The sequence below is a fragment of the Salinivibrio sp. IB872 genome, assembly GCF_001995345.1.
Taxonomy (GTDB): domain Bacteria; phylum Pseudomonadota; class Gammaproteobacteria; order Enterobacterales; family Vibrionaceae; genus Salinivibrio; species Salinivibrio proteolyticus.
Map to the genome: position 1 here is coordinate 1 of NZ_MUFO01000049.1, position 18,878 is coordinate 18,878.

Annotated in this window: 17 protein-coding genes; 10 read left to right on the forward strand and 7 right to left on the reverse strand. The window is 51.4% G+C overall.

The window, feature by feature from the left end; translation table 11 throughout:
- Positions 1-243 precede the first annotated feature (243 nt).
- The 3 genes from BZJ18_RS14840 to BZJ18_RS14850 are packed head-to-tail and all read right to left on the reverse strand — an operon-like array spanning position 244 to position 6,934.
- Positions 244-2,874 carry a glycosyl hydrolase family 18 protein gene (locus BZJ18_RS14840; protein WP_077457922.1) on the reverse strand — a complete coding sequence of 877 codons (2,631 nt, stop codon included), beginning with the start codon at positions 2,872-2,874 and terminating at the stop codon, positions 244-246.
- Positions 2,875-2,883: 9 nt separating this feature from the next.
- The gene (locus BZJ18_RS14845) at positions 2,884-4,056 is read right to left on the reverse strand and encodes a lytic polysaccharide monooxygenase (protein WP_077457924.1); all 1,173 of its coding nucleotides are present in this window, start codon (positions 4,054-4,056) and stop codon (positions 2,884-2,886) included.
- Positions 4,057-4,108: 52 nt separating this feature from the next.
- Complete coding sequence (locus tag BZJ18_RS14850) at positions 4,109-6,934, reverse strand: glycosyl hydrolase family 18 protein (RefSeq protein WP_198532254.1); 2,826 nt, start codon at positions 6,932-6,934, stop codon at positions 4,109-4,111.
- A gap of 600 nt (positions 6,935-7,534) precedes the next feature.
- Between BZJ18_RS14850 and rpsF the strand changes: the two genes are divergently transcribed.
- Genes rpsF through rplI form a run of 4 tightly spaced genes read left to right on the forward strand, consistent with a single transcriptional unit; the run spans position 7,535 to position 8,988 of the window.
- A complete protein-coding gene (rpsF, locus tag BZJ18_RS14855; RefSeq protein WP_069589698.1) occupies positions 7,535-7,951 on the forward strand; it encodes a 30S ribosomal protein S6 in 417 nt (138 codons plus the stop codon).
- Between the two features lie 8 nt (positions 7,952-7,959).
- Positions 7,960-8,262 (forward strand): primosomal replication protein N, encoded by a 303-nt coding sequence (gene priB / locus BZJ18_RS14860; protein WP_069589696.1) that lies wholly within the window; start codon positions 7,960-7,962, stop codon positions 8,260-8,262.
- A 16-nt stretch (positions 8,263-8,278) separates the two neighbouring features.
- Complete coding sequence (rpsR, locus tag BZJ18_RS14865) at positions 8,279-8,506, forward strand: 30S ribosomal protein S18 (RefSeq protein ID WP_069589695.1); 228 nt, start codon at positions 8,279-8,281, stop codon at positions 8,504-8,506.
- Positions 8,507-8,538: 32 nt separating this feature from the next.
- Complete coding sequence (gene rplI / locus BZJ18_RS14870; RefSeq protein WP_069589694.1) at positions 8,539-8,988, forward strand: 50S ribosomal protein L9; 450 nt, start codon at positions 8,539-8,541, stop codon at positions 8,986-8,988.
- A 72-nt stretch (positions 8,989-9,060) separates the two neighbouring features.
- On the opposite strand, the gene BZJ18_RS14875 is transcribed toward rplI, so the two are convergent.
- A complete protein-coding gene (locus tag BZJ18_RS14875; protein WP_077457926.1) occupies positions 9,061-9,822 on the reverse strand; it encodes a DUF481 domain-containing protein in 762 nt (253 codons plus the stop codon).
- Between the two features lie 178 nt (positions 9,823-10,000).
- Here BZJ18_RS14875 and BZJ18_RS14880 point away from each other — a divergent pair, with 178 nt between their 5' ends.
- A complete protein-coding gene (locus BZJ18_RS14880) occupies positions 10,001-11,392 on the forward strand; it encodes a replicative DNA helicase (protein ID WP_069589691.1) in 1,392 nt (463 codons plus the stop codon).
- Positions 11,382-12,512, forward strand: coding sequence for an alanine racemase (gene alr / locus BZJ18_RS14885; RefSeq protein WP_077457928.1), 1,131 nt, complete (start codon positions 11,382-11,384; stop codon positions 12,510-12,512). Before BZJ18_RS14880 ends, alr begins: the two co-directional genes overlap by 11 nt.
- Positions 12,513-12,521: 9 nt before the next feature.
- On the opposite strand, the gene BZJ18_RS14890 is transcribed toward alr, so the two are convergent.
- On the reverse strand, positions 12,522-12,953 hold the full coding sequence (locus tag BZJ18_RS14890; protein WP_077457930.1) for a secondary thiamine-phosphate synthase enzyme YjbQ: 432 nt from the start codon (positions 12,951-12,953) through the stop codon (positions 12,522-12,524).
- 230 nt (positions 12,954-13,183) lie between these two features.
- Here BZJ18_RS14890 and pgi point away from each other — a divergent pair, with 230 nt between their 5' ends.
- Positions 13,184-14,839: a glucose-6-phosphate isomerase gene (gene pgi / locus BZJ18_RS14895; protein ID WP_077457944.1), complete on the forward strand. Its 1,656-nt coding sequence runs from the start codon at positions 13,184-13,186 to the stop codon at positions 14,837-14,839.
- A gap of 69 nt (positions 14,840-14,908) precedes the next feature.
- On the opposite strand, the gene BZJ18_RS14900 is transcribed toward pgi, so the two are convergent.
- Both BZJ18_RS14900 and zur read right to left on the reverse strand, forming a co-directional pair.
- Positions 14,909-15,373 (reverse strand): chemotaxis protein CheX, encoded by a 465-nt coding sequence (locus BZJ18_RS14900; protein WP_077457932.1) that lies wholly within the window; start codon positions 15,371-15,373, stop codon positions 14,909-14,911.
- Between the two features lie 29 nt (positions 15,374-15,402).
- Entirely contained in the window at positions 15,403-15,846 is a 444-nt protein-coding gene (gene zur / locus BZJ18_RS14905) for a zinc uptake transcriptional repressor Zur (protein WP_077457934.1), read from the reverse strand.
- A gap of 283 nt (positions 15,847-16,129) precedes the next feature.
- Here zur and azu point away from each other — a divergent pair, with 283 nt between their 5' ends.
- The 3 genes from azu to BZJ18_RS14920 all read left to right on the forward strand — a co-directional run bounded on the left by azu (position 16,130) and on the right by BZJ18_RS14920 (position 18,743).
- Positions 16,130-16,576 (forward strand): azurin, encoded by a 447-nt coding sequence (azu, locus tag BZJ18_RS14910; RefSeq protein WP_077457936.1) that lies wholly within the window; start codon positions 16,130-16,132, stop codon positions 16,574-16,576.
- A 116-nt stretch (positions 16,577-16,692) separates the two neighbouring features.
- Entirely contained in the window at positions 16,693-17,649 is a 957-nt protein-coding gene (locus BZJ18_RS14915; RefSeq protein ID WP_077457938.1) for a glycosyl transferase family 90, read from the forward strand.
- Between the two features lie 119 nt (positions 17,650-17,768).
- On the forward strand, positions 17,769-18,743 hold the full coding sequence (locus BZJ18_RS14920) for a WYL domain-containing protein (protein WP_077457940.1): 975 nt from the start codon (positions 17,769-17,771) through the stop codon (positions 18,741-18,743).
- Positions 18,744-18,878 lie beyond the last annotated feature (135 nt).

Sequence of the window (18,878 nt, forward strand, 5' to 3'; positions counted from 1 at the left end):
TCGAATAAACTCGAAGTCGATGGCACGGTCGATTTTACGAACAAGATGGTCTTTGGGAACAAGTTGTTCCATCGTCACCATTTCAAGTTCATATTGGTGTGGAGAAGGTTCTTGAAGCATACCGGAGCATCCCTATTGCGACACTCCTATTAGATCAAAGGTCTAGCTCGAAAGCTAGACCTTTGTCAGCAGTCTGAAACGCCCCTGTTGGGGCGTTTTGTCATTGAGGGAAGTGAAAAACCGTTACAGCAATTGCCAGACCGCGGTGCTGCCCGGCTTTTCGCCTTGCGTCCACCACTTGGCTTGGTAGCGTTGGTTGTTATATTCAACTTCATCGCCACCGGAATAAGCAACGGTCGCTTGCCATTCACTGCTTTGGTTGGCTTGGCTATCCCCGACGCGCTCCCATGGATCGCCTTGGTCTGGGCGCTGGCCTTTGGTCCACCACTTGGCGCGATACTCCCCCCCTTGATAAAGGACACGATCGCCGCCGACATACACGGTGTTTTCATCCCACTTTGGCAAGCCGCTGGCCGGTGTCACGGTGACGGTGAATTGCGCTTGCGTGGTTTTGTCGCCATCGCTGACCTCGACCGTGACCACATAGTCGCGATTCTCCGTCACAGTGGGCGCGGTCAGCGTCACCTGATCACCGGTGCCCGAGACGGCCAGATCGCCGGATGCACGGTAAGTGTAGCTGAGTGTATCGCCATCTGGGTCGTTTGCCTCAATCGTCACGCGGGTTTGCTCACCGCTTTTCAGGCTAACAGGGGCGATAGGTGCCACGGTGGGGGCTTGGTTTTCACCCGGTACCACCACCTCAATAGTAGTGCTGGCCTCGGCATTGGCTTGATCATCCGATACCGTCACCGACAGGGAATAATCGGTGCTGGTGCTCACATCGGGGGCGGTCACGGTGACCGAATCCGTGTCGCTATTGGTCAGGGTCAGCGCCGTATCGCCTTGCCAGCGATAGGTCAGGGTATCGCCATCCTGATCACGCCCATTGGCGGCAATAGTTAACGATGCTCCGGGTGCCAGCGTATAGCTTTGCTGCGCAAGGGTGACGGTGGGGGCGTTATTGACTGGCGGCTGACCATCCTGTGCTAAGCCCTCGTGCATCGCATTAAGGATATCGCCATTGTCGGCATCGATTTCCCAGGCAAACAAACCGGCGAAGTTGTGGTTGCGCACATACTGGCCTTTGGCTTTGACCGAGCGCTGGTTGTCATAAGTGACTAGCTTGCCGTTGTCTGGGTTCCAAACGTAGGCCGCTTCAGCTTGCTCATCATAACCGGTTTGGAAGCCATTGATACCGTTCCCCGCGCTGCCGAGCATTGATTTGACGACGCCTTTGTAGTCAATCACACCCGCTTCCCAAATACCATCAGCGGTGCTGCCTTTGATTGGACCGTTACCGGGGGCGGTCATCGGGTTGTTAGGATCGGTTGCATTGGCAGGGAAAACGCCTTCCCAGCCACGACCGTACATCGCGGTACCGATCACCATTTTTTCCGGTGGCACGCCGCTTTCTAGCAGTAATTGCACGCCATTATCGAGCGTGTAGGCAGGGCCTTTACGGGGCTCGCCGTTGTCATCGACGCCAGTACCATCACATTCACCCGCACTCATGTGGCTGCCGCAGTAAATGGCGGTTTGGTGACCGGTGACATTATTCCATGCGCCGAAAAAGTCGTAGGTCATGGCAAAGATGTAATCCATGTACGGCGCGCTGGCGCTGTAATCGACGTTGGCGATTTTGTCATAACCTGCCCCGACGGCCGAGGTGAGTTGGTACTCACGGCCCGTGTCGGCCTCGAGCTCATCCAACATCGCGCGCAGCTCACGCATTAAGGCCGCGTAGGCTTGGCTGTCTTTATCTGGATTGCCTAAATCTGGGTTGGCACCGCCACCGCCTGGGTACTCCCAGTCAATGTCGACCCCATCATAGAATTTCCAGGTTTGTAGGAACTCTTTCATCGAGGCAACAAAGACATCACGGTTGGCTTTGTCGGTGAAATCATAGAAGGGGTCTGATAGGGTCCAGCCGCCAACGGATGGGAGAATTTTCAGATCCGGGTAGCGCTGCTTGAGCGCCATCATTTGCGCGTAAGTGCCACCAATTGGATCTTTAGCTGGTGTGCCGGGCAGTTTTTTCTGAATCGCTGCCCAAGGGTCATGGATCACCACTTCATAGTCTTTTGAGCCTTGGCAGGCGAGCTCCAGCGCGCGCAAGCTGTTGCCATTTTCGATGTCGCCTAATGACTCATTGGGGCCACAAATGGGGATAAAGCCATATAAGATGTGGGTGAGATTCCCCGCAGGCACCTGACTGACATCGAAGTTACGACCATAAATGCCCCATTCGACAAAGTATGCCCCCACCACGGTATCAGGCTGTTTGGGGTAGTCATTGTTATTGGGGTCGACATTCATCGGCAGTGGGTCAAGATGCACGCCGTCGGTGTCTGCGATCACGATGGGTTTGGCGGCACTGGTCGCACACTGGCCATCCACGCCGCCTTCACACAAGGCGAGTTTAAGCTGGTGGCGGCCTCCTTTGTCATAGGGAAAAGTGACAATGCCGGATTTGGTGCCTGCCGGTAAGGTGCCTTGATTGACGACCTGATCGTCAAAGTACACCTTGTAGCTGTCACCGCCATCACCGGACCACGCATTCCATTTAATCTCAATTTGGACTTCATCCACGCGTTGCACCAGATCTTTGTACGATCCGCGGCCATATTCGTCGACTTCAACAAAAGAATAGTTTTGTGGCTTCCAGTCCAAACTTGGGGTTGAGGGGGCCGCCACGGCGTGGCTGGCACCCAGTGCCCCAGCAATCGCCAGAGAGAGTAGGGTCATTGGCTTCATGTTTGCTCCTTATTGTGTCACGCGTTGCCAAACAAGGGCAGCGCCGGGTTGCTCGTTGCGTGTCCACCATTTTGCTTGGTAGATGTTGTCGCCGTAGCGCACGCGATCCTTGGCCACATAGACCTCAGATGCGCGCCATGCGGGCAGGTTGCTGGTGGGTTCGTCGGTAGCCGGGATCACCGACAGGTTGAAGCTATAGCTATCGTGATGGCTAAAGACTTGGTTTTGCACCACGTCATCGGCATTAAACTGGATCTCACCGTGGCGCATCACCCCGATACGTAAGGGCTCGTTAGCCTGTTGTTCGATAAGGCTGGCCAGCGCGTGTGGCCAATTCGCCATATTTTGGTCCGTCAATGTGAGTGTGACATCTACCACTTCTTGGCCTTGGCGGTTGTGCAAGCGGGCACGTACGCGATCGCCCAAAGCTGCCATTTGTGGATGTGGGACAAAGTAGCCCAGCTCGTGCCATTGGGCTGGCGCTGTCTGACTGGGGGTGATAGTGATGTCGGCACAGTTGTAGAAGCCTTCACCGGCCGGATCAATGCGTTGCCAACGGCTATAGAGAATGGCGTCACCTTGACGATCGGCGGGCAGGGTCACGGTCATCTCGTAATAACGGTTTCCGTTATCGCCGATCACAATGGGCAGATCGCCAAAGGTGTCGATCTTCTCGAGATCATCCCACGTCAGCGCATCGGTCGCGCCGTTGTAATCTGGCTTGGTGAGATAAATTTCCCAAAAGCTTGGGTTATGAGGTGTGGTGGCGCGAAAGCGTACATCAATTTGACCATTGCCATCTGGGGTGACTTCGGTTCGTTGCCAATCCGGTGAGGGCAAACTGATCCCGGCTTTATTGGGATCGCCGGCACCACATAAATTGCCATCGGTAACGGCCGCTTTCACCGCATCCATATTGCGATAATCCGCCACCAATTGCGCTGATTCATGATGTTGCACAAACGGGTAGTGCCCCGACTCTAAGAACGCCGCGCGACAGGCAGCGTTAGGAATACGTGACCCATCTGAAGGCCACCAATAACCTCCTTGCTCATGGCATATCGCTTGGCGTGCTTTGGGGCTTTCTAAATAGCCATGTGCCATCACTTGTGAACTGCTTGCGACCAGCGCAAGGGCCACGGCGGTACGGCAGGAAAACTGTGTGAGCGAAGACTTGAACATAACGACTCCTTAACGGGGGCACGCAGCCCCCGCATTCAAGACCAGAAATGGATTAGAGGCTGCAGACTTGGCGCCAAGCTTGACCACCGGGTGCCGCTTGGGTCCACCACTTGGCCTCCCATACCGCATCTTGGTAGATAAGTTGGTCGCCACCGCTGGCATGGTTGCTACCATTGGGCCAGTTGGGGTAGGTACTCAGGCTGGCGACATCGACGCCGGGACACTGAGTGTCGCCACCACTTTGACCGGTGCTACCGGGTAGCGCAGGCGGAAGGCTTGGATACTCCTGCTTTACCGCATAGCGCTGGCCATCTTTTTCGATGGTGATATTGGTCGGGTTAGTGATCGGCATGTAGTACATCACCTGAGCGTCCAAGGTTTCACCCGGCTTAAAGCTTTGCTCTATACCACCCCATTCGTTGATCAAGGTGATGGCAAAGCGATGATGCGTGGCATCAAACCCGCCGATGTTGTTACCACTGGCATTGCTGCTATCACGCACGACTTCCATGCGCAGCTTTTTCTGGGCGTTCCAGTCAGATTTAAAAATGGCCGAGGTTGAAATCGGCACATCAAAGCTAATGGTGGCGCCCGATAAGTCCAGATCCGAGTGGTTGGTAAAGCGGAACGTGGGGCGGATAGGATAGTTGTCATCGCCCACTGGGAAGTTCAGTGCGTCAAACGTGACATCCACTTGCTCGCTTGGCACTTGGAAGCTGGCATCGCCACGTTGTAGCGAGTAGTCGCTGCCGGATTGCTTAAAGGTTTGGTACGCCAGCGAGGTCAGGGTGTCACCCATAAAATAGGCTTGACGCTGATCATCATAGCGATAATCCCCCGCCAGCTCCCAGAACATCACCCCGCCTAGGCCTTTGTTGACGACGTAGTCCACTTTCTCAGCCATTGAGGTTTCGTCTTCCATCGACAGGAATACGCGTTTTTCCTCGTTCCAAACCCATGGCGATTTGGCGATGTCATCGTAGTAACGCTGATAACTACCAGTAAGGCGATCAGTGGGGTCTTGCTCAGGGTCGAGTCCGTATTCCGCCGCATAGGCCGGTAGTTTGCCGTCGAGCAGGTTTTTCACATGCCACAATGGGTTAGAGCCTGCAGGCACTTCGTTGCCGAGCTCGTCCACATCATGCCAAAGATTATCTATCCCGATTGCACCGTTGCCGCATTTGTTTTTCTCACCGACACCGGTGCCGGCTGGGCACTCACTTTGGTTTGGCAGTGGCGCGCGTCCCCAAAGGCCTTTATCGCCACCTTGCACGTCTTTAAAGCCGCGAGTGTAATATGGGATACCGATATTGATGCGGCCGGGAGACATACCGCCCATAAAGTAGGTCGCAGCCCAGTCGGTATTTAAATAACCAATCCCGCCAAACTCAGGGGTCTGGTAGACATTCCACTGTTTAAGCTCCGAGTCTTCGCCGGTGTCGTACAGCGGCGCCTGATGGCCAACATGATCGTTCCATGCCCCGTGCAGGTCATAGCTCATAATGTTGACGTAATCTAAGTATTGGGTGGTTTGGAAGGTTTCCATCCCGCGCAATAAGTAACCCGACGACGGTGCGGCAATGGTCAGCATATAGTGCTTGCCATCTTGTGCACTGGCTTTATCGAGCGCTTCACGCAGCGACTTCATCAATACTTGATAGGATTTATTCAAGTGCGCACGACGTGGGTTGGAGTACTCGAAATCGTCAGGGTGGCCTGAGTCTTTCATTGACGATGGGTATTCATAATCAATGTCTAGACCGTCAAAGCCATACTGGCGCAAGAAGGCGACGGCACTGTCGGTGAAAGCTTTAATGCCAGCTTGGTTGACGCTGCCATCGGCATTGGTAGTCATGGTATAGAAACCGCCACTGTCGATGCGCTCGCCGTTTTCACCGAAGTAACCCCCGGTTTCGGCCCAGCCACCCACGGAGATCAGCGTTTTCACGTCGGGGTGCTGCTTTTTATACTTGTTGAGCAAGTTAAAGTGGCCTTTGTACGGCAGGGTTGGATCCATTTCTGCGCCGGCCACGCCCGGCCAGGTCATTTGGGTCGCTGGGTTATCGGGGGCGTTGGGATCGCCAATAGACAGTTGGTTGTCCGCGTTGACGTGGGCAAAGGCGTAGTTAATGTGGGTGATCTTGTCCCAAGGAATATCACTGACTAAATAAGCAGGCTGACCGTTGGCGCCGTTTCGCCAGCTAGTGAAATAGCCAATGACACGGCGAGGGTGATCGGCGCCCATGTCTTCAAGGCCGTTTTCGTCATACACCGAGCAATACGGCACGTCGACATCTGGGGTGGTGTATAAACCAGCAGGGCGACAGGCATACTCATCGCCGCCGGTTTGGTCATCCCCCACTACCTGTTGCAATGTTTGGGTATCGGTCGCGCCTTTGTCGTCGGTCACGGTGAGACTAAACGTAAAGCGCCCCGTTTGTTCGGCTTGCCAGTCAATGCTGGTCGCTTCTGCACCTTCATATAAGACAGTCTCGCCTTGTGAGAGTACGAATGAGGTCACTGTGCCATCCGTGTCTGTCCCGGCGAGGGTGAAGGTGAGTGTGTCGCCAACCTTAACGGGTCCAGATGGGGAGACGGTTAAGGTTGCGGTAGGGGCTTGGTTGACGCTGCCCGCGCACTGGCCGAGGATTTTCCACGCTTTCCACTCCCCTGATTGGGTGGCAGGATCGGCTTGCGTCCACCACCTTGCCTCATAGGCGGTATCGTCCGCTTTAACTTGATCCCCTTGGGTGTAGGTATTGCCACTTTGCCAATTGGGCAGGGGCTGGCAATCAACCGCAGCATGTACGCTGGGGCTACTTAACGTGAGTCCCGCCAAACCTAGCGCGACGGCACGTGATGGCGTCATCAGTTTCATATTTTGCTCCCAAAATTTTTGAAGCGAATTTCATCAATGCAGGTAGCGTTTGATGTGTCCTTTTCCTTACTTTTTTGCCTATATAGGTGACTTAAATATCAACAATAGGCAATAAAACCGCTATGTTGGGCAATTGATGCCAAGAAATGGAGGCGAAAGTGCAATAATTTGAGCGCGGGTTCAGAAATTAATTATTGGTAAAAAAGAAGTGCATCAATAGCGTGATGTTGGTTGAAACTTAAACAAACTTGACAATTTGCAGGGTTGATTTCTTGATTTTTTTGCTACGCGTCATGTTTTTTGGCGCAATATCACACCAATTGTTATCGGTAAGTTGTTGTTTTTCGCAAATTAAGTGGTTGTGTCGTGCGAGTAAACACGAATGGAAATGACCATAATCGAACAGGTCGCGAGGCGTTTTGGTTTGGTTGTGACAGGATGACAGCAAGGTGAGCCGATGAAGAGAAAATCTGTTTGCTAATGGCGCTGCAATTCTGTACTATCTCGCGCCTGATTCTCGGTCTTTTATTTTTCGTTCCTTGCTTCCGCTGGACGACCGGGCCAATTGTGGAAGCTGATTAATCCGTAAGGAGCAACTCAATGCGTCATTACGAAATCGTATTCATGGTGCACCCTGATCAGAGCGAGCAAGTTGCTGGCATGATCGAGCGTTACACTGCGTCTATCAAAGATGCGGGTGGTCAAATCCACCGTCTAGAAGACTGGGGCCGTCGTCAACTGGCTTACCCAATCAACAAACTGCACAAAGCACACTATGTTCTGATGAACGTAGAAGCTGAGCAATCTGTGATTGACGAGCTAGAAAGCACGTTCCGCTTCAACGACGCTGTGATCCGTAACATGATCATGCGTACCAAAGACGCTATCACTGAGCCATCTGTCATGATGAAGGCTAAAGAAGAGCGTACTGCTAAGCGTGAAGATCGCCCTGAGCGCGAAGAGCGTGCAGAAGCGAAACCAGAAGCGAAAGCTGAAGGCGAGAGCGCTGCTGAGTAATTGCTGTGATGACCAATCGATTGGAACTTGCTGGTGTTATCAGTAAAGCTCCGGTCCACCGCCAGAGCCCTGCAGGGATCCCGCACTGCCACTTTGTGTTAGAGCATCGTTCCACGCAACTCGAAGCGAACCTTCCCCGTCAGGTGTATTGTCGTCTGCCGGTGGTGGTAAGCGGGCAAGGGTCAACACAACAGACTCACGATTTAGCTTTAGGCAGCCATATCAAGGTAAGCGGTTTTCTCGCTTACCAGACCAGCCGACAAGGCGAGGGAAAATTGGTATTGCATGCCGACCACATTATAGACATTTAGATCAGGAGATAAGCCCATGGCACGTTTCTTCCGTCGTCGTAAATTCTGCCGTTTCACTGCAGAAGGCGTACAAGAGATCGACTACAAAGATGTAGCGACTCTAAAAAACTACATTACCGAATCTGGTAAGATTGTACCTAGCCGTATCACTGGTACTCGTGCTAAGTACCAGCGTCAACTGGCTCGTGCTATCAAGCGCGCTCGTTACCTGGCCCTGCTGCCGTACACTGACAAGCATCAGTAATCGGAACTGTCCACGTTAGAGAGGATTGAAGAATGCAAGTTATTCTACTTGATAAAATCGGTAACCTGGGTGGCCTAGGTGATCAGGTAACTGTTAAGTCTGGTTACGCGCGTAACTTCCTTATCCCACAAGGTAAGGCTGTTATGGCAACCAAATCAAACATCGAACACTTCGAAGCACGTCGTGCTGAGCTAGAAGCAAAAGTTGCTGAGCAACTGGCTGCCGCTCAAGCGCGTGCTGAGAAAGTTGAAGCGCTAGAAGCGGTTGAGATCGCATCTAAAGCGGGCGACGAAGGCAAGCTGTTCGGTTCTATCGGTACTCGTGACATCGCTGACGCTGTAACTGCAGCAGGCGTTGAAATCGCGAAGAGCGAAGTTCGTCTACCAGAAGGCGCACTGCGCAACACTGGTGAGTACGAAATCAGCGTGCAACTGCACTCTGACGTGTTCGCAACCGTAAAAGTGAACGTTGTTGCTGCGTAATTGCCAAGACAATGTTTGTGAAAGAGCCAGCCGATAAGGCTGGCTTTTTTTATGCCTGTGAACAGATAACCGCTAAAGCCACTGATACCGTAATCCGACCGTGAACACACTGTCTTTGTGCTTCAGCCCCGGTGGCACTTCACTCATGTAGTTTTGTTTTCCCGTCAGCTTAATCGAGAGCTTTTCGGTAATGGTGGTAGCTAGCGACAACACGCCTTCCACACTGGTATTGCTTTCCCCAGACACCACCTGTGTGCGTCCCTCGATATTGGCATTATCTAAAAAACGCCACTGCCATTTGGCTTGAGCGCGGACGACAGGCTCACTGACCGAGTAGGGCATGATCAGATCATCGTCATCAATTTCGTCCAAATTTGGCCGTTGGTAACGAAAACCGGGACCTATCTCTGTGCTGACACTTAATGCGTCACGCTCTATCCATTGGTAGCCAAGACCGGTTGCGAGCATAAAGTCGTCAAAGTAAGGGCCATAACGGTCAGCGACGTACGTGGCGTTCAGCAGCGCATAGCTTTGCGCGCTAAGCTTCATATTGGCTTGGGATTCGAACTCCGTTTTGCGTTTGTCCTCTTCGCCATCTTTTTCAACCTGCAGCAGACTGACGCTGGCTTGATAACTGTATTGTTCGACTTGGTATTGGCCGTTTAACTCACTGTTGATCGTTTGTGAATCGGCATTGCCGCCCAGACGTTGATAACCGATGGAAATATCGGATGACCAAGGTGACCTTGGCGTGTCGTCTTGCTCGGTTGCATAGGCAGGACTGATACACGCGACACATAGTGAGATCCAAAGCGGCGTATAATCAGATTTCATGGCTTTACCCTCACACTGTCTCAGGCGCGCTATGATAGGGATCGTCAGCATTGAAGCGGTCAAATTTGGGTTAAAATCCGCGGTGATTATTCAGCGTTTGGAAAAAAATGGCTGACAGGGCAGCGTCTCGCTAGGACAGCGGGTATAATGGCGCCCATCAGTAATAGGTGAGTTCGTTATGGCAGACAATCGTAAACCCGCAAAAGATCAACAAGTCGCTAACCTCAAAGTGCCGCCACATTCCATTGAAGCCGAGCAGTCCGTGCTGGGTGGCTTGATGTTGGATAACGAGCGCTGGGATGCGGTTGCGGAAAAAGTCGTCAGCCATGACTTTTACAGTCGCCCCCATCGATTAATTTTCGATGCGACCAAGACCTTGCTCGATGAAGGCAAGCCACTAGATTTGATCACCCTCTCTGAGCACCTTGAAAAAGCGGGTACGCTCGACGATGTGGGCGGTTTTGCTTACTTGGCGGAGTTGGCGAAAAACACCCCAAGTGCGGCCAACATTATTGCTTACGCCGATATTGTGCGAGAGCGTGCCATGGTGCGTAATCTGATTGGGGTAGCCAATGAAATCGCCGATGCGGGCTATGACACGCAAGGGCGTAGCTCGGAAGATCTGCTCGATATGGCCGAGAGCAAGGTGTTTGCGATTGCCGAATCTCGAACCAGTGAAAACGAAGGGCCGCAGCATATTGACTCGGTGCTGAGCAAAACACTGGAGCGCATTGAAGAGCTCTTTAAGTCACCGCAAGATGGTGTCACGGGCGTATCGACAGGCTTTACTGACCTGAACAAAAAAACTGCCGGCCTACAGCCGTCTGATTTAATCATTGTCGCAGCACGTCCATCGATGGGTAAAACCACCTTTGCGATGAACTTGTGTGAAAACGCGGCGATGGACCAAGAAAAACCCGTGTTGATCTTCTCGCTCGAGATGCCGGCTGAACAGCTGATGATGCGTATGTTGGCCTCGCTCTCGCGCGTCGATCAAACCAAGATCCGGACCGGTCAGCTTGATGATGAGGACTGGGCGCGCATCTCCTCATCGATGGGGATCTTGATGCAGAAAAAGAACATGTACATCGATGACAGCTCCGGTCTGACACCGACCGATGTGCGCTCGCGAGCACGTCGCGTTGCACGTGAACATGGCGGTCTGAGCATGATCATGGTCGACTACCTGCAATTGATGCGTGTTCCGGGTTTACAAGAAAACCGAACCCTTGAAATTGCCGAAATTTCTCGCTCGCTCAAAGCGCTCGCAAAAGAGCTGAACGTGCCTGTAGTGGCGCTATCGCAGCTGAACCGCTCGTTGGAGCAACGGGCGGATAAACGCCCAGTTAACTCGGACTTACGTGAATCGGGCGCCATTGAGCAGGATGCCGACTTGATCATGTTTATTTACCGAGACGAAGTCTACAACCCAGAAAGTGCGATGAAAGGGATTGCGGAAATCCTGATTGGTAAACAGCGTAACGGTCCGATTGGTAGTGTGCGTCTCACCTTCCAAGGGCAGTATTCGCGATTTGATAACTATGCAGGACCCGCGTTTGATGATGAGTGATCTGTCTACCATGACCAATGCAGCTCGTGCCTTGATTGATCCCGAGGCGATGGTGCACAACATCCAAGTGATGCGCCGTAAAGCGCCTAACAGTAAAGTGATGACGGTGGTGAAGTCCGATGGTTACGGGCATGGGCTCGCGTCTGTTGCCACCACCTTGGCCCCGTTTAGCGATGCCTTCGGTGTGGCACGGGTGGAAGAAGCATTGACGTTACGTCGTGCCGGGATCCAATTGCCCATCGTCTTGCTGGAAGGATTTTATGAAGCGGATGAACTGCCGTTATTAGTCACTCACCAATTGACGGCAACCGTGCATTGTAAAGAGCAAGTAGCGATGCTGACCCAAGCCTCGTTAAGTGAGCCGTTACCCGTGTGGTTAAAAGTCGACTCAGGCATGCACCGCTTAGGTTTTCAGCCTGAGCAAGTACCGGAAGCACTCGCCGCCCTCAATGCTTGCGACAATGTGGCCGCTGACATTGGCTTTCTCAGCCACTTTGGCTGCGCGGACGAGCTGGATAATCCGATTACGCAAGCACAGATAGATACCTTCATACAGGTAACGGAAGGGCTAAGCGGAGAGCGGTCGCTGGCAGCCTCGTCGGGGACCTTGTTTTGGCCGCAAAGTCATTTTGACTGGGTGCGTCCCGGCATTTGTCTATATGGCATTTCGTCGCGAATTGAACTCACCGGCGAACAGCTGGGCCTAAAACCGGCAATGCGATTGACGTCCCGGGTGATGGCGGTTCGCGAACTGAAAGCGGGCGAGCCGGTAGGCTATGGTGCGCGTTGGCGCAGTTCGCGCGATACCTTGATTGGCGTGATTGCGATCGGCTATGGCGATGGCTATCCCCGCTCTGCACCTGACGGCACCCCTGTTTGGCTGAATGGTCGCGAAGTGCCGCTGGCTGGGCGTGTCTCGATGGATATGATCACCGTTGATCTGGGCCCAGATGCGACCGATAAAGTGGGTGACGAAGCGGTACTTTGGGGGCCTGAGCTTCCCGTTGAGCGCATTGCCCGCTTGGTCGATACCATTGGCTACGAATTAGTGTGCCAAGTCACCGGCCGCGTGCCTCGTCAATATCTCGCCTTAAACGCGGCCGATGACGCCGCGGTGTAGCTTTTTATGTTAAGCGGTACCTGGCGCACCTTGCACAGTGACCACCAAGGTGCGTGTACCGCCATGATCGCGATGCTCGCCCAGATAAATCCCTTGCCATGTACCGAGATTGAGCCGACCTTGGCTGATGGGGACCGTGACGCTTGCGCCTAGTAACGATGCTTTAAGATGCGCCGGCATGTCATCATCGCCTTCATAAGTATGCTGATAATAGGGCGCGCGTTCTGGCACTGAGTGGTTAAAGTGCGCTTCCATATCTTGGCGCACTGTGGGGTCCGCATTTTCATTCAAGGTCAAACTCGCCGACGTATGCTTGATAAACACCTGTACCATCCCGATATCAATCTCATCGAGGATAGGCAGCGCTGATACGATGTCGTCGGTAATAAGGTGAAAGCCCCGCGGGCGTGGGCGCAATTGAATTTCGGTTTGATACCACATAAGCAGTCCTTGTTGTGATCCTCGTCGTGAGCGAAAAGCTCAAGGCTTATCCAACTATTCTATGATTAATCGCAACCCTCTCACAGCAATTGCATGTGAGAATCTGGCTGTGATTATGTAATATTACTCCAATTGCCACCGCGAACAGCGTGGTGACGCTGAGACAATACAGGATCCTTGCCGGCTGTTACGCTAACAGCGGCATTCACAACGCGATTTGGATGACCATGATGCTAAAGACAACTAATCCCACTCAAACCGTGGCGTGGCAATCACTGACCGCCCACTTTGAAGAAGCACAGGACTACACACTGGCGGATCTTTTTGCCGACAACCCACAGCGATTCGCCCATTTCTCGACCCAATTCGAAGACAGCATTCTGTTGGATTATTCCAAAAACCTGATCAGTGAAGAAACACTGACCAAGTTGCTGGCACTGGCGGATGAAACCGGTGTGGCGGACGCGATCAGCGCGATGTTTGACGGTGAGAAGATCAACCGCACCGAAGATCGTGCAGTGCTCCATACAGCACTGCGTAACCGCAGCAATTCACCCATCATGGTGGATGGCGAAGATGTGATGCCAAAAGTGAACGCGGTACTGGCGCAAATGCAGTCGTTTTCCGAGCGTGTGATCAGCGGTGAGTGGAAAGGCTATACCGGCAAAGCGATTACAGATGTGGTTAACATTGGTATCGGTGGCTCAGATCTTGGTCCTTACATGGTGACCGAAGCGCTCGCCGCGTACAAAAACCATTTGAACCTGCACTTTGTCTCTAACGTGGATGGCACGCATATCGCCGAAACGTTAAAAGATCTAAATCCAGAAACCACCTTGTTCTTGGTGGCGTCAAAAACCTTCACCACCCAAGAAACCATGACCAACGCCCATACAGCGCGTGATTGGTTTATGAACGCAGCAGGGGATGAAAGCCAAGTGGCGAAGCACTTTGCCGCGCTTTCTACTAACGCAAAAGCGGTGTCTGAGTTTGGTATTGATACGGCCAACATGTTCGAATTCTGGGACTGGGTGGGTGGTCGTTACTCATTGTGGTCGGCGATTGGTCTTTCTATCTGTTTGGGCGTAGGTTACGACAACTTTGTTGCACTGCTTGACGGTGCCCATCAAATGGATAACCACTTCAAAACCGCACCGATGGCGCAGAACATGCCGGTGCTGTTGGCACTGATTGGTATTTGGTACAACAACTTCCACGGCGCAGAATCAGAAGCCATTTTACCTTACGATCAATACATGCACCGTTTTGCTGCCTATTTCCAACAAGGCAATATGGAATCAAACGGTAAGTATGTGGACCGCAACGGTAATCCGGTTGACTATCAAACCGGCCCAATCATTTGGGGTGAGCCGGGTACCAATGGTCAGCATGCGTTCTATCAGCTGATCCACCAAGGCACCAAATTAATCCCGTGTGACTTTATTGCCCCAGTGCATAGTCACAACGCGATTGGCGATCATCACGCCAAATTGATGGCTAACTTCTTCGCCCAGACCGAAGCACTGGCATTTGGTAAAGATCGAGAGCAAGTGGAAGCCGAGCTAGCAAAAGCGGGTAAATCAGCCGATGAAGTTGCTGCGATCGCACCGTTTAAAGTGTTTGAGGGCAACCGTCCGACGAACTCGATTCTGGTCAATCAAATCACGCCATATACCTTGGGCGCGTTGATTGCGATGTACGAGCACAAAATCTTCACTCAGGGTGTGATTTGGAATATCTACAGCTTTGATCAGTGGGGCGTTGAGCTAGGTAAACAGCTCGCAAACAACATCCTGCCAGAGCTGAACGATAATAACGAAATCGACAGCCATGACAGCTCGACCAATGGCTTGATCAACACCTTTAAGCAATGGCGCCAAGCGTAATCGCTTAAACGGTGAAACGAAAAAAACGCCGCGCAATTGCGCGGCGTTTGTGTATCGAGCCGTGCTGTCTTAGTGATCAAAGCAGATTTCAATGAAGGCAGTACCGTGAGGCGATTTAAACGGCATAATAATCACAGGCCCATCGCTTTTGTGATTGATGGTATGACCTTTACCAGACACCACCATTGGGGTTGCCATCTCAAACTCAAAGCCTTTTTCTGACAGAATACGCTTGGCACCCCCGGTCACCATATTGGTGATTTCACCCACCATGTCAGTGACTTCCTCGTTGATCGAGTCTGCGCGCTCACCGAGCATGCGAAACATGATCTCCAGCGCCATACCTTCGTCAAAGGTCACTGAGAACGACCCTTTGGTTTGTGGGCCAACCATACCGATTAACCCAGAAACATCCCCTTTAGCGATCTCGGATTTCTTTAGGTGAGGCTTCTCAGGCTGAATATCTAACTGTGCCATGGTTTGCAGCACGTTAATCAGCGAGGTCAGGAATGGGTTGACGAATTGTGCTTCCATAAAGAATGTCCGTCCTAATCAATTCAATGTTATTGAGCCAAGCACTGTGCACATGTGCCATGCGTTTCAATCACATGGTGTTGTACGTGAAAGCCCACTTGCTGCGCCTTTTCAAGCAATGCATCCGACAGCTCCTCGGTGTGGCACTCTTCGACCGTACCGCATTGATCGCAAATCAACAGTTGCGAGCAGTGTCCTTGGTGTCCCAAATGGCAACAAGCGATGTAGCTGTTGGTTGACTCCACTTTGTGTACAAACCCCTGCGCTAATAGAAAGTCTAGCGCACGATAAACAGTTGGGGGCTTGGCTTGTGGTTCTGTTTCGCGCAACACATCAAGCAACTCATAGGCACTGATGGCGCGTGAGTAGTTGGCAATAATTTCGTAAACGCGCGTACGTTGTGGAGTAAGCCTTACTCCTCGCTGCTCACAAAGCTGCTGTGCGCGGTGCAGTAACCCAGTGGTATTGGTCATAGCGCCTCAAAGTGCTGACAGTCAGTTTGTTATCTTATCATAGCCACTGGTCAGCGCACCCTGTCTGTCTTTAATCCTATGCGTTATCACACACCTGTAAACACCTTTACGTGTATCGCTTGATCGCGATCAGGCCTCTCACAGTATTGAGCAAAATAAAAACAGTTAACAATCTGCTGATCTTTGAATCGGCTAACTGTTTTCTTGTAGCGAGTCCGTATGATGACAGCGTGCCACAGGCATAAAAAACATACCTTTACATCCATAATAGGAGTATGTACCGATGAAAAAACTGTTAGCCCTCGCCGCACTGGCGTTCGCGTCTGTTTCTACGCAAGCGGCTGCCAACGAGTGTGAGTTAACTGTCACCACCGGTGATAAAATGGCCTACGATCAAACATCGCTATCCGTGCCAGCAAGCTGCAGTGAAGTCACGCTAACGCTTGAGCATCAAGGCTCAATGCCTGTGACCTCTATGGGCCACAACTGGGTGCTGTCGGAAACGTCTAACCTGCAAGACATCGCCATGAAAGGCGCCGGTGCCGGTGCAGATAACGATTATCTGCCACAAGGCGACGATCGCATCTTGGCACACACTAAACTGATTGGCGGCGGCGAAAGCACCACCATCACCTTCTCAACCGAAGGTTTGAAAGGTAAAGACTTAACTTATTTCTGCTCTTTCCCAGGCCACTGGACTGTGATGAAAGGCAAATTCACCATCGAATAAGTCTTGTCGCGAGAGAGCGAGCAACAGGCTCTCTCGCCATTTCATTTGCTCGTCATCTTGCTCGACTAGACTTTGCGGTAAATCGATGTCCGCAGACGGATTGACGGAGCAAGAGGGTGAAAAAACTCCGCTACTATAGTTATAACTTGGCACTCAATGCGATCCCTAATGATTGGTATCGCACATGGATGTGCCGGCAACTGTTGCCCATTTATCAGCAGCATCAATCTGATATCGACCAACGTGTCAGTTATTACAACCGTTTGAATGCCCCTTTTTGTTTGTCGGAGCAATATTGCGATCATCAGACGGGCCGAGTGAGACAAGATCACGGCTCGGTGTATTTTTTAGATATATTGCGAGTGATGCGCTGGTTCCCCAACGGCTTGTTTTTGCATTACTTAGGCGGCGATGTCACGCAACCGCCACTTACGCCAGCCTTTGTAAAAAGCCGTCCCATTCATGGCGACAATCAAAACGCCGTACTACTCAAGCTCAATGCGGTGCGCCATTTTCAATTTATTGATGATCCCGTACCGTTTGGGCAAAAACGCGATAGCGCGGTATGGCGTGGACGCTGCTTTAATCACAAGCGTCGCGAACTTCTTCGCCGCTTTTACACGCATCCTATCATTGATGTCGGAGATACCCGCCCCGCGAATGAGACTGACCAAGCCTATCGAAAAGCCCCGCTAACAGCGCAAGCGCAGTTACAGCATAAGTTTATTCTCAGTGTGGAAGGGAAAGACGTTGCGACCAATTTAAAGTGGATACTGTCATCCAACTCGCTGTGCATCTCACCGCCGCTGGAGTATGAAACTTGGTTTATGGAGGGCCAATTAATCCCCGGGGTTCACTATGCCGAAGTGAACGCAGGTTTTTCCAACCTAGAGGCAGTTATCGATCATTACCTCACCTATCCGCATGAAGCGCAAGCGATCATTCACAATGCACATCAGTGGGTAAATCAATTCCGCGACCGACAAAAAGAGGCGGTGATCAGCTACTTAGTGGCAGAGAAATACTTTCGGCTTTCGCAGCAAGTCAGAGAACGAACTGACGATGCTTTTTGACTGAGCGTGTATGCGAAGTGAGAAAGTGATAGAGGCATAGATTGCTGATATATAGTACAGTTGAGTGTGTCCTAGCGCCCAAAGAGGCGCTTTTTCAGTTGGTTTAGGGAGGAATCGTCATGGTAGATGAGGCTAACTCTGTTGAAAGTCGAAGACCTAGTATCGCTCTGATACTTGGTATCATCATTTTCCCCTTTGTTTTCGTATGGTTTTTACTTGGTCGTACTTACACAAGGAAGGCAAGAGTCATCGGATTCGGGTACCTGTCTTTTCTAGGTGTTTTGCTTTTACTGCCATCCGGCAGTAACCATGAAAGTAGTAATGTCCAATCGTTAGTGGGCTTTATTTTATGGTGCGCGATCGGCTTTGGTATATATAAGCTGATATGCCTAGTCAAAAGTAAGATCGCATCCTTAAAGCCACCTCCATCCCAAGGCGTAAAGCCTGCAAAGGTTCATCAAGATATAGAGTCTTCAATTCCGTATGAGAAACCGTTCTCTGAAAAAGATGAATCGAAAGCTCGGGCTATTGCTCGCTGGGAAAAAACATTAAGCACTATCTGGGAAGGAAGCACAGCAGATGTTTCTTTCGATTACACAGACAGTCAAGGCGAGCGGTCACACAGAGAAATCTCTCCAACTAAGTTATGTGTGAATGACAAAAAAGAGCAGTACCTTTTCGGTATTTGCCATACAGAAGGTGAAGAACGTAGCTTTAAAGTTGCTCGTATCGAAAAAGTTTTCTCAACGGGTAAGAGGTATAGTTTTGAAGACTGGTGCTTTAATCTTCTCAGGTTAGATATAGCATCTCCAACGCCTCAACCATCTAGACCACCTCGTAAAAAACGAAGTACGAATAGCGGCGCATTTGAGATTACGTTTACCGGTTTGCCAGAAGCAGAAAAAATGCAATTGAGTGAAATGGCAGAAGAGGCAGGTATGGTGGTGCGAAAGAGTGTCACTAAGAACCTCAATGCGATTTGCTATGGTGGTAGAGCAAGCTCCGCAAAACTCGAGAAAGCACAAGCTCAAGGCGCTTTTGTTATTACACCTCCAGAGTTTGAAAAACTATTAGAAACCGGTGAGATAGAATAAGGACGAACGAATTTATGATGGACGTTCCAAAATCAATTCTTGAACATTCAAAAGACCGCCTGAGGCAACCATTCCTCGGTGCCTTTACTTTTTCATTCGCCACTTTTAATTGGGATATTTTTTATTATCTTTATG